At 60.1% G+C, this 11,566-nt stretch carries 12 protein-coding genes; 2 read left to right on the top strand and 10 right to left on the bottom strand.

Going from position 1 to position 11,566, the window contains the following annotated elements; all coding sequences use genetic code 11:
• Positions 1-70: 70 nt before the first annotated feature.
• The 4 genes from JWQ61_RS20160 to JWQ61_RS20145 all read right to left on the bottom strand — a co-directional run bounded on the left by JWQ61_RS20160 (position 71) and on the right by JWQ61_RS20145 (position 3,722).
• Positions 71-1,540, bottom strand: a complete 1,470-nt coding sequence (locus tag JWQ61_RS20160) for a DNA-3-methyladenine glycosylase 2 family protein (RefSeq protein ID WP_304362080.1) — start codon at positions 1,538-1,540, stop codon at positions 71-73.
• A 130-nt stretch (positions 1,541-1,670) separates the two neighbouring features.
• Positions 1,671-2,030: a hypothetical protein gene (locus JWQ61_RS20155; RefSeq protein ID WP_014008336.1), complete on the bottom strand. Its 360-nt coding sequence runs from the start codon at positions 2,028-2,030 to the stop codon at positions 1,671-1,673.
• A gap of 90 nt (positions 2,031-2,120) precedes the next feature.
• Positions 2,121-2,990: an SAM-dependent methyltransferase gene (locus tag JWQ61_RS20150; RefSeq protein WP_304362079.1), complete on the bottom strand. Its 870-nt coding sequence runs from the start codon at positions 2,988-2,990 to the stop codon at positions 2,121-2,123.
• Positions 2,991-3,092: 102 nt separating this feature from the next.
• Positions 3,093-3,722, bottom strand: coding sequence for a response regulator transcription factor (locus JWQ61_RS20145; protein WP_304362078.1), 630 nt, complete (start codon positions 3,720-3,722; stop codon positions 3,093-3,095).
• Positions 3,723-3,968: 246 nt separating this feature from the next.
• Between JWQ61_RS20145 and JWQ61_RS20140 the strand changes: the two genes are divergently transcribed.
• On the top strand, positions 3,969-4,667 hold the full coding sequence (locus tag JWQ61_RS20140; protein ID WP_304362077.1) for a response regulator transcription factor: 699 nt from the start codon (positions 3,969-3,971) through the stop codon (positions 4,665-4,667).
• A 6-nt stretch (positions 4,668-4,673) separates the two neighbouring features.
• On the opposite strand, the gene JWQ61_RS20135 is transcribed toward JWQ61_RS20140, so the two are convergent.
• Complete coding sequence (locus JWQ61_RS20135; protein ID WP_304362076.1) at positions 4,674-5,015, bottom strand: L-rhamnose mutarotase; 342 nt, start codon at positions 5,013-5,015, stop codon at positions 4,674-4,676.
• Positions 5,016-5,057: 42 nt separating this feature from the next.
• Complete coding sequence (locus JWQ61_RS20130) at positions 5,058-5,822, bottom strand: SDR family oxidoreductase (RefSeq protein WP_304362075.1); 765 nt, start codon at positions 5,820-5,822, stop codon at positions 5,058-5,060.
• A gap of 219 nt (positions 5,823-6,041) precedes the next feature.
• Between JWQ61_RS20130 and JWQ61_RS20125 the strand changes: the two genes are divergently transcribed.
• A complete protein-coding gene (locus JWQ61_RS20125; RefSeq protein WP_304362074.1) occupies positions 6,042-6,836 on the top strand; it encodes a FadR/GntR family transcriptional regulator in 795 nt (264 codons plus the stop codon).
• A 10-nt stretch (positions 6,837-6,846) separates the two neighbouring features.
• On the opposite strand, the gene JWQ61_RS20120 is transcribed toward JWQ61_RS20125, so the two are convergent.
• The 4 genes from JWQ61_RS20120 to JWQ61_RS20105 form a co-directional block, all read right to left on the bottom strand.
• On the bottom strand, positions 6,847-8,889 hold the full coding sequence (locus tag JWQ61_RS20120; protein WP_304362073.1) for a primosomal protein N': 2,043 nt from the start codon (positions 8,887-8,889) through the stop codon (positions 6,847-6,849).
• A 124-nt stretch (positions 8,890-9,013) separates the two neighbouring features.
• Positions 9,014-9,259, bottom strand: coding sequence for a hypothetical protein (locus JWQ61_RS20115; RefSeq protein WP_304362072.1), 246 nt, complete (start codon positions 9,257-9,259; stop codon positions 9,014-9,016).
• A 469-nt stretch (positions 9,260-9,728) separates the two neighbouring features.
• A complete protein-coding gene (gene hemE / locus JWQ61_RS20110; protein ID WP_041742784.1) occupies positions 9,729-10,808 on the bottom strand; it encodes a uroporphyrinogen decarboxylase in 1,080 nt (359 codons plus the stop codon).
• 96 nt (positions 10,809-10,904) lie between these two features.
• A partial coding sequence (locus JWQ61_RS20105; protein WP_304362071.1) for a substrate-binding domain-containing protein occupies positions 10,905-11,566 on the bottom strand: 662 nt, incomplete at its 5' end.

The raw sequence follows: 11,566 nt of genomic DNA, 5'->3' as shown, positions 1-11,566 counted from the left end.
GTACGTCCAGCAAGCCGTGATGGCGGATACCTCACGAACTTGAATGGCAGCGCGCCAAGCCGACGCAAACTCAGACAAGCGACGACCAAAGATGCTGTGCCGCATAGGCACGCCACGGCCGCCAGGCCTCTGCCCGGAGCGTCAGTTCCTTTGCGTTCGGCCTGGCGCCTTCGTGAACCGCAATCGCATGCATCAAGGCCACATCGGCCGCCGGAAACGCATCGGGCTCGCGTAAGTGGCGAAGCGCCATGTACTGCGCGGTCCAATCGCCGATGCCCGGCAATGCACGCAATTTCAATACGGCCTCTTCCAGGCTGGCGCAGGTATCTAGCAACTGCGGGTCGGCCACCAGCGCTGCCGCTATTGCAGACAAGGTAGCGGCGCGCGTTTTCGGCATGCCCAGCGGCGCCAGGTCAGCAGCTGCCACGGCGGCGGCTTGCGGGAAGACGTGGGTCAGCCCCGGCCGGTCTGCGCAAGGATCGCTAAGCGCTTCGCCGTACTGCGCCACCAGCTTGCCCGCCAGCCTGATGGCGCCAACCACTGTGATCTGCTGGCCCAGCACTGCGCGCATCGCCTGTTCGAAACCGTCCCAGCAGCCCGGTACGCGCAGGCCGGGCCGGGCGGCGGTGAGCCTGGCCATCAAGGGATCAGCCGACAGCTGGCGGCTGATGATTTCAGGGTCGGCTGCCAGGTCGAACATCCGGCGCAGACGGGCGATGATGGCGGATAACGACGACAGTCGCGGGAAGCGGATGGTGGCTTTCAAGGCATGGCCCTCGCCCTGCTGCACGACAATGGTTCCATGCGCGCCGTCGAGGCAGATACTCCGGTAGTAACAGCCGTCCGCCACCAGTTCCACGCCGGTAATCGCGCGTGGGCTCAAGAACGCCAGCATGGCCGGCCAGTCGTAGGGCGGGCGGTAACGCAGCAACAGCGTTACCCCGGCTTGCGCCGATTGTTCCGGCTGGCTGCCGTGGCGTAATGCGCTGGGCGGGCGCTGGAACAGGTTTTGGAACACTTCGTTGAAACGGCGGATGCTGCCAAACCCGGCGGCGAAAGCGATTTCGGTAATCGGCATGCGGGTTTCATGGAGCAGCTGCTGGGCCAGCAACACCCTGCGCGTCTGCGCCACGGCAACCGGCGATGCTCCCAGATGCTGGGCGAACAGGCGGCGCAATTGCCGCTCGCCCACGCCCAGCCGCGCGACCAGCGCGTCCATGCCATTGTCATCCAGCGCCCCCATTTCAATCAGCGCCAGTGCGCGCGTCACGATATTGGATACACCGGTGTTGGCAACCCCGCGCCAGGCGCCGGAATCGGGCGCAGCTTCCGGGCGGCAGCGCAGGCATGGACGAAAACCCGCTTCCTGTGCGGCAGCGGCAGTAGGGAAAAACAGTACGTTTTCGGATTTGGCGGTACGCGCGGGGCAAATCGGACGGCAATAGATGCCGGTGGTTTTGACGCCGATGAAAAAACGTCCGTCAAAGCGCGCATCGCGGCTGGCCAGCGCCCGGTAGCAGGTGTCGTGATCGAGTTCCATCGAACCATGATCGCGCCAATATTTACCAGTGTCTAGCGGTTTTCGGACATCGACATGATAGCGATGAAAACCGGAATGGATGAGGCCTGGGCGCTGTTTCCCGCGCCCCGAGGCCTGGCAGGATGGGAACCTACTTGCCGTTCAGCGCGGACCACGAGCGCGGACCGCCGTCGCCGTAGCGTTCGTCAAAGCGTTGCAATACGGCTTCGCGCACCGGCTCCGACAAGCTTGGATATTTGTCGCCCTGCTCTATCGCGGCGTATTCTTCACCGGCTTTCGCGGGATCCGCGGGAATATGGAATTTAACGATGAAATCCTGCTGCCACTGCTCGGTAACCTTGAGGACGAGTGCTGCGCGCGCAGCAGGATTCAGGACACCGAACTCGCCGACGCCGGCCGTGATGTGCTGCACGGTCTCGGTCAGCCCCTCTTCGGTCGGCGGCGCCTTGGTGAACTCTTTAACGGCATGTGAACTACTCGTCTTACTCATGTCACTCTCCTCGGGTTAAGTGGTGCGATGGTGGACGGCCCGCTTGCGGCAGGCGGATGCTGCAAAATGATGTGGATGAATCTCCGTGGATTACGCAGCGGTAAAAAAACGTTCTTGCATTTCTTCCAGTCCCAGGGTGTGCAGGACTTCTTGCAGGCGTTCGGTCGGCCGCTTGCGCGGCAGGTCTTTGTAGCTGGCAATGATCAGTTCATTCTTCATCGAGTGCTCCCAACCTACCAGTTCGGTGACGCTGACCTGGTAGCCATGCGCTTCCAGTTGCAGGCAGCGCAGCACGTTGGTGACCTGGCTGCCGAATTCGCGTGTATGCAGCGGGTGGCGCCAGATTTCGGTCAGCGCTTCTTTCGCCAGCGATTTGCCCTTGTTCTTTTTCAGCACGGAGGCCACTTCCGCCTGGCAGCAAGGCACCAGCACCATGAAACGCGCCTGTTTCTTCAAGCCAAATTCAATTGCATCGTCAGTCGCGGTATTACACGCATGCAAGGCTGTAACGACGTCGATACGGCCCGGCAGCAAAGCCGATCCTATCGATTCCGCCACCGACAGATTGAGGAAGGACATGCCCGGAAATTCCAGGCGCTGCGCCAGTTCCTGCGATTTCGTGACCAGCTCTTCGCGGGTTTCGATGCCGAAGATATGCGAGTTGTCGGTCAATGTCTTGAAAAACAGGTCGTACAGGATGAATCCAAGATAGGATTTGCCGGCGCCATGGTCGACCAGCTGCACCCCGCCCTGTTCCTGCTGGATTTCCTGCAGCAGCGGCTCGATGAATTGATATAAATGATATACCTGCTTGAGCTTGCGGCGGCTGTCCTGGTTCAATTTACCGTCGCGCGTCAGGATATGTAACTCTTTGAGCAACTCTATCGACTGGCCGGGGCGGATTTCGTGCTTGGACGCTTGCGGGTTGGTGGAATTGGATTCTTGCTTGATACCGTTCATGGAACTTGCTTTCTGTCGGCCAGACTTACCGGCTATTCCACCAAGTATAACGGCTTCGACCGCATGAGGTCTCCAATGCACCGAGATCCACCCAAAAAATCGTCAGAACGGCTGGCCGATACGGCCCATCGTGCAGGAATACCTGCCCAGCTCGATATCGTTGCGCAGCCCCATTTTTCTCATCGCCGAGGCTTTTTGCAAACCCACGGTCTTGACGCTCTTGTTGAGGCGGTCGGCGATTTCCCGCAGGCTGTTGCCGACCACGTACATCTTCAGTACTTCCGTTTCGCGCCTGGTCGGCAGCCTGCCGCTCGGGCCTTTTTTCAACAGTCGCAGCGCCGCCTTGCCGATATACGGCGTCGCATGCGACCCCTCCAGCATGGCGCGGCCGAGCTCGCTTATCTCGTCGCTCTTGTGCACCAGCCCCTTCACGCCGCAATTGGTGATCTGGTACAGCACCGCGGGAATATCGATCATGGTCAGCACGATCAGCCCCAGCGACGGGTAATTGCTCTTCAGTTGCCGGAACAAGGCGCAGCCGCGGCCAATGCGGTTGATCGGCAGTGAAAACTCCGTGATCAGCAGGTCGCATGGCGTATCCAGCAAGCGCTCCGACAGTTCCGCTGTCGAAGACGCCGTCGCCACTACGGCAAAACCCGGCATCTGTTCGATGTACTGGCGTGTCCCTGAAATGATGGCTGGCTGGTCGTCGGCCAGAATAATCTTGGTCATGAAATTGCCTCCCCGCAATTGATGAACGAACGGTGTCTCCCTAGGTTTCTACTTATCGTTATTGAATAGGAAGTATCGGGTTTGCACATTATTAAATATATAAGTAAATCTCTTAATTTCATAGTCTAATGGATAACTTAACAATAAAATAACTAGAATCGACCACGCTGCAATATGGCGCCGGTGAGTTGCGGAATTTCCCGGGCCGTTCCGATCCTGTCTGATATTTTCGATGGAGTAATCAATGTGAAGATTGTTCTGGCGGACGACCACCCCGTGTTTACCGCAGGGGTGCGCAACTACCTCAACCACGTGCCGGATTGCCGCGTCGTGGCCTGCGTCACCAGCTCGGATGCGCTGGTCAGGTGCCTGGAATCGACCCCCTGCGACCTGGTCATCACCGAGTTCTCGATGCCGATGGTGCGCGTCAGCGACGGCTTGCACCTGCTGTCTTACATCAGGCGCCATCATCCGCAAACCTGGCTGGTGGTGCTGACCATGAATGCACTGCCGGTGGTGCTGTACCAGATCGTCAACAGCGGCGTGAACGGCTTGCTGCACAAAAGCGATGAAATCCCCGAAATCGGCAAGACCATCCGCCACCTGGGCAACGATTCGCCCTACATGGGGCCATCTTTCCAGGCCCTGCTGCAGAACGGCATCAACGGTCAGGCCAAAAGCCGCATCCCGAGCCCGCGCGAAACCGAGGTGCTGCGTCTGTATGCGGCGGGCAACAGCCTGCGCGATATCGCCCAGCGCCTGAGCAAGAGCGTGAAAACGGTGAGCTTGCAAAAAGCTTCCGCGATGAAGAAGCTGGGCCTGGGCAACGATATCGAACTGGGCCGCTACTGCGCCGCGGTGAGCGGCGACATTGTGCAGCCGCCGGGATGCGGCGACTGGTTTCTTTCAAATAACGAGAGCCGTGACGACAGTGAAGAAACCTGAAACGGTTCAGGGTTGCTGTTTCAGGTCAAAGATCTGCGTCATCGCCACCCATTTTTCTCCGGCCGGGGTCCATGGCGTAGCTGCCTGGAACTCCCACATCAGGGTTTCCCATTCCTGCACCTTGGGATCGGAGCGCGCGGCGTTCGCCATGCGCTCCGGGCTGTAAACCGCGTCGTCGGTTTCCATCAGCATCACCAGGCGCGTGCCGAGGCGATAGATTTCCATGCCGAGCACGCCATGCAGGCGCAGATGGGCGGCGATCTCAGGCCAGATGCGGCGGTGCAGGGTTTCATAACGGCCGATCAGGCCGGGATCGTCCTTCAGGTCCAGCGCAAGGCAGTAACGCATATTGTCGAGACTCGCTAGCTTGAATGGCTGCGCCGGCGCAGCTTAATTGGACCAGCCGCCGTCGATCACATGGATCGCGCCGGTGGTAAATGCCGATTCGTCCGACGCCAGGTACAGCGCCAGCGCCGCGATTTCCTCGGTCTTGCCGATCCGCCCCATTGGCTGGCGGGCGACAAACGCGGCTTCGATCTGGGCGATATCCACGTTTTGCTGGCGCGCCTGTTCAGCAATCCGCTGCCGCAGCGACGGCGATTCGACCGTGCCGGGACAGATGGCATTGCAGCGTATGCCTTGGGCGACAAAGTCCGCCGCAACCGCCTTGGTCAGGCCGATCACCGCCGCCTTGGTCGTGCCGTAGACAAAACGGTTGGGCACGCCTTTGACGCTGGAGGCGGCCGACGCCATGTTGATGATGGAGCCGCCGCCCTTGGCCAGCATGCCCGGCAATAGCGCGCGGATCAGGCGATACATGGAAGAGACGTTGAGATCCCATGAGAAATCCCAATCCTGTTCGCTGCAATCGAGGATGCTGCCGTGATGGACAAAACCGGCGCAATTGAACAGCACGTCGAAACTCTGCTCCGCCTGCGCCAGCGCCGATACCGCGGCGGCGTCGGTGACATCGAGCTGCACCGTCCGGACCGGATGCCCGGCGGCGTTTGCCGCGCTGGCCGTTTCCGCCAGAGAGCCGGGGTTGATATCCGCCGCCAGCACCTGCGCTCCTTCACGCGCAAACGCCAGGACGCTGGCGCGGCCGATGCCCTGGCCCGCGGCAGTCACCAGAATGCGCTTTCCTTGTAATCTCATGCGGTTATCTCCGATTTTCTGGATTTACTCGGGTTAATATTTTATACTGAAAAGGTTTATTGGCTGGACCAATACTAGCACAGCAGAAATTCCGCGAGCAACCGGCGCGGCAGCCCATTCCCGTCATTTATTGGCGGCTGGATGGGCGTCGACGCCACTTGCTTAGGTTCGCAGCTGGCGCGCCGTGGCACAATATGAAAAATATCTTTCCTTACTGCCATGCCCATACAAGTTATACATAACCGCCGCCTGTATCAACAAATCGCCGACCAGCTGCGCGACATGATCGACCGCGGCGAATACGGCCCCGGCGACAACCTGCCGCCCGAACGCGAACTGGCCAAGCAATTCGGCGTCAGCCGCACGTCGGTGCGCGAAGCCTTGATCGCATTGGAAGTAATCGGCGTCGTCAGCGTCCGCGTCGGCAACGGCGTGATGGTGTTGCCGCGTACTGAAGAAGAGACCGCGCACGATAACGGTAGCCAGGCCTCGGCCCTGCAGCAGGCGGCGCATCGCAGCGGCTGGGAAATCGATCCGGAGCTGGACCTGGAAATCAACCTTGGGCTGGATGACGAAATCCCGCCGTTCAAGCTGCTGCAGGCGAGACGCCTGGTGGAGCCCGAGACGGCGGCGCTGGCTGCGGTAAATGCCAGCGATGAGCAGTTGCGCAATATCGCCGAAGCGTATGCGCGCAATGTCGAGGATAACCGCAGCGGCTCGCACACCCATCCGGGCGACCGCCTGTTCCATATCCGCATCGCCGAAGCCAGCGGCAACCCGGCTTACCTGCTGCTGGTCAGCCACCTGCTGGGGCGCAAGTACGGCATGATGTTCCAGCGCCTGCAGACGCTATACAGCTCGAAAGACATGCCGAACCGTTCAGAACATGAGCATCAGCTGATCATGGAAGCGCTGCAGGCGCGCGATGCCGTGGCGGCGCGGCGCGCGATGCGGGCGCACATGGATTCTGTGGTGCGGATCTTTTCCCGTTCGGTGCCGGAGCAAAGGCACTAGCCGCGTTAAATCAAATATCGACCGGATCCACTTCCAGCGACCATTTGGCGCGCGTCTTGATCTGCCGCAGCTGGGCCATCCAATCCGTCAGGAAAGCCTGCAAGCCGGGGCGCGAGGGACATTCGATCAGCAACTGCGCGCGGTCGACATTGGCGACCCGGGTCATGGTCATCGGGATCGGATCGTGCATGGTGATGCCGTCGTGCTCGATGCAGTGTGCGGCCTGCTGTAAAAATTCAATCGCGGTTTCCAGCTCCTTCGCCTCCGCCCTCAGCAAGGCTTGATAGATGTAGGGCGGCAGGCAGGCTTGCGCACGTTCCTCCAGCAGCGAAGTGGCGAAGCGATCATAGTCGTGGGCGATGACTGCCGCATACAAGGGATGCTGCGGATAACGCGTCTGGATCAGCACTTCGCTGGCGCTGCCGCCCTCTTTCTGCGCCGCGCGGCCGGCGCGCCCCGCCACCTGCATCAGTTGCGCAAACAGCCGCTCGCTGGCGCGGTAGTCGTGGGAAAACAGCGCCGTATCGGGATTGAGGATGCCGACCAGGGTCAGGTTCTTGAAATCATGTCCCTTGGCGACCATCTGGGTGCCGATCAGGATATCCACTTCGCCCCGGTGCACGCTGTCGAACGCTGCTTGCGCACTGCCCTTGCGGCGGGTCGAATCGGCATCGATGCGCAGCACCCGCGCTTCCGGAAACATCGCTTGCAATCCCTCTTCCAGCCGCTGCGTGCCGCGCCCCAGCGGCTGCAGGTCGACGTTGCCGCAGGTCGGGCAGGATTTCGGGATCCTCAGCTCCAGGCTGCAATGATGGCAGCGCAGGCGATGTTCGGGTTTGTGCAGCACCATGAAGGACGTGCAGCGGGTGCAGTTGCTGACCCAGCCGCAGGCGTCGCAGGCAATCACCGGCGCATAACCGCGCCGGTTCAGGAACAGCAGCGACTGTTCGCCGCGCTCCAGTCTCTGCTTGAGCGCGCTGACCAGGATCGAGGTCAAGCCCTCGCTGGGCTTGTCGCGCTCCATGTCGATCCGGCGCACCAGCGGCAGCACGGCGTCCTTGACCGCACGCTCGCGCAGTTCGAGTTTCCGGTAGCGGCCGGACTGGGTGTGATGCCAGGTTTCCAGCGACGGCGTGGCCGAGCCCAGCACGATAGGAATCCCCAGCTGGTGGGCGCGCCACACGGCCAGGTCGCGCGCCGAATAACGCAAGCCTTCCTGCTGCTTGTAGGACGGGTCGTGTTCTTCGTCGATAACGATCAGCTTCAGGTGCGGCAGCGAAGCCAGCACCGCCAGCCGGGTGCCGAGGATGATGCGCGCCTGCCCCAGGTGCGCCGCCAGCCAGTGGCGCATGCGCTCGCCCTCCGCCAGGCCGCTGTGCAAGGTCGCCACCATCACGCCCGGGAAACGGGCGCGGATGTTTCCTTCCAGCTGCGGCGTCAGGTTAATTTCCGGCACCAGGATCAGGATCTGCGACGGGTTATCAGCGCCGTTTTCGCTGTGCGCCAGGATCTGCGCCGCCGCTTGCAGATAAACCTCGGTCTTGCCGCTGCCGGTGACGCCATATAGCAGCGTCGGCGCAAACCCGGTGGCGCTGGCAATGGCGTCGGCCGCCTGCTGCTGCGCCGGATTCAGCTGCGCGACGTCGATCGGCGTCGCATCGTGCGCGGCGCCGCTTTGCTGCAGTTTCTTCAAACCGCGGTCCAGCGCCACGGTGGTCAGCGCGCGCAGGTTTTTCGGCAGGCCGGGCAACGCCACTTCGCCCAGCGGCCGCTGGTAATAATCGGCGGCAAAACGGCACAAGGCCAGCCATTGCGCCGACAGCGGCGGCAGCTGGTGGCGCACCGCTTGCACATTTTTCAATTTTTCGGCGGGGACGTCGCTCTCGGCGCTGGTGCCGACAATCATGCCGACCACTTCGCGGCGGCCGAAAGAAAGCTGGACCAGCTGGCCGATTTGCGGCGCAGCTTCGCTTTCATCGCTGGCTTGCCAGCGATAATCGAAGCTGCTATCCAGGGGAGTATCGAGGACGATTTGGAGAATGCTTTGTTTCACGAACTTAATGTAATTCCCGAGGAAATAGGCTAACTATCGGTTTCATAAGTGCTTTTGAAAATATCCACAAGATCTGTGGATAACTTTGTGGACAAGGTTGCGTAAACAACGTGGAAGCGCCTGTTTACGGCATTTCCAGGCTCTTGCCCAAACTAGTATCAATAAAAATACTATTTACAATCAAAGACTTAAGTTGGACATTCTGGGCGGGCAAAAAAATTTCCGTTTTTAAAAAATCGCCTTGCGGAAACAAAATTATGTGCATAACTAAATTCGCAATGCCCCAAAACAAAGCAGAAAAAGGTAACAGAGCAGCAACGGCAAGGTAACAATCAGGTCCACATTCAAATCCATGGCGATGCACCACCATGTCACTTTTTCCACCCATTCCATCAGTTTCGCACCGGAAAAATTAGCCCGATGTCAATTCCTCGAAATCGAGGGTAAACCCTAATTTCTAAGATTTCACTTAATGTAAAACATGAGGAAATGCCCTAAGCATCGGTTTCATAAGCGCTTTTCAAATTATCCACAATGTCTGTGGATAACTTTGTGGGTAACCTGCTCTTGACAGGCTGCAGCCTCATATTTGATGCGGGTTTCAATAAATTGCCTAAACTAAAAGCAGAAAATAAATCCTTTTAAATCAAATACTTACAAAACAGTCTCAAGCGGAAAATAAAAAATATAGATATAAATAATTTCCGTGGTGCAGCAGATTTATTTTGTGCATAACTAGCGCGTGCCAATCTCCGGATTGCAGACGAATGTGTTATGCGTGACAGCGTGTAACAGCATCCATCAGCAAGTAGCAGCCATTGGTTCTTGCCGGCAAGCTTCTATCCGCGCAATTTACGGCTGATTTCGTGCACAGCTTCAACCATGACGGCGACCGATTCCGGCGGCGTGAATTGCGAAATGCCGTGGCCCAGGTTGAATACATGGCCGCTGCCGGCTTGCGGCGCGCCATAGGCGTTCAGCAGGCGCGCGACTTCGCTGCGGATCTGCTCCGGATTGGCAAACAGCACCGCCGGATCAAGATTGCCCTGCAAGGCGACGCGCTGGCCGATGCGGGCCCGCGCCTCGGCCAGGTTGACGGTCCAGTCGAGGCCGACGGCATCGGCGCCGATGTCGGCAATCTGTTCCAGCCACAGGCCGCCGCCCTTGGTGAATACGATAGCCGGAATCGGCACCCCATCCTTTTCGCGCTGCAGCTGGGACACCACCTGGCGCATGTAATCCAGCGAAAACTCCTGGTAGGCGCCGTCCGCCAGCGCCCCGCCCCAGGAATCGAAAATCATCACGGCCTGGGCGCCGGCGTCGATCTGCGCATTCAGGTAAGCAGCCACCGCTGCCGCATTGGTGCTGAGCACGTGGTGCATCAGGTCCGGGCGGTTGTACAGCATGGTCTTGACGGTATGGAACTCGCGCGAACCTTCACCCTCGACCATGTAACAAGCCAGGGTCCACGGGCTGCCGGCGAAACCGATCAGCGGCACCCGGCCGTTGAGTTCGGTGCGGATCTGGGTGACCGCCTTGAAAACGTAGTCGAGCTTGCCCAGGTCCGGGGTTTGCAACGCCATCACGTCTTTTTCATCGCGCAATGGACGATAGAACTTGGGACCTTCGCCGTCGGCGAAATATAGGCCCAGGCCCATCGCGTCCGGCACCGTGAGGATGTCGGAAAACAGGATGGCGGCATCCAGCGGGAAACGCTCCAGCGGCTGCAGCGTGACTTCGGTCGCGTAATCGGGATTGGTCGCCAGCCCCATGAAGGAGCCGGCGCGGCTGCGGGTTTTACGGTACTCCGGCAGGTAACGGCCGGCCTGGCGCATCAGCCACAGCGGCGTGTAGTCGGTTGGCTGGCGCAGCAGCGCGCGCAGGAAAGTATCGTTCTTGAGCGGAGCGAATTGTGACATAAGAGGCAATCTGAATGCGTGTAATAACGCCACATTATCTCATCCAAACCGGCGACCGCGACATCGGTTCCTTGTATGGCAGGTATATGGCCGCTATTACCCCGCTTCGCGGTGCTCCGCCACCAGGTCATCCAGAAACGCCTGCAGCACTTCGCCGCGGCTGGACTGGCGGCGCGCCACCATGTGCAGGGTGACCTCGTAGGACAGCAGTGCCGGGTTGAGCGCCGCCAGCAATCCCTGCTGCACCAGGGGTGCGGCAAAGTGCTGCGGCAGGAAGCCGAGATGCTGCCCCGATAAAATCAGGACTGCGACCGCCTCCATGTTGTCGGCCAGCGCTGTCACGCGCGCCGGCGAAAATACGCCGCCCGGGCCGTCGGCCTCCGGCAGCGGATAACTGCGCCAGACCCAGTCGTGCTGCGCCAATGCGGCTGTCGTCAGTTTTCCGGCCTGCCTGAACAGCGGATGCGCGGCGGCGCAATAAGCTACCTGGTGTTCCGTATACAGAGGCAGGTATTCCAGGTTCGGCAAGCGATGCCAGAAATAGCCGATGCCAAGGTCGAGGCGGCCGTTGATCACTTCTTCCTCCAGCTGGCCCGGCGCCAGCACCGCCAACGACAGCGTCACCGCCTCGTCGCGCGCGCGGAACCGGGCGATGGCCTGGCTCAGGCGCGCGTTGGCGCTCATGGCGGCATGGCCGATCAGGCCCAGGTGCAGTTGCCCGGACAGCTTGCGGCCGATCTGGCGCGCGTCCAGGCAAA

It is taken from the genome of Collimonas fungivorans, from assembly GCF_028292705.1.
In the GTDB taxonomy this organism is placed as follows: domain Bacteria; phylum Pseudomonadota; class Gammaproteobacteria; order Burkholderiales; family Burkholderiaceae_D; genus Collimonas; species Collimonas fungivorans_B.
This window is presented reverse-complemented; position numbering and strand designations above follow the sequence as displayed.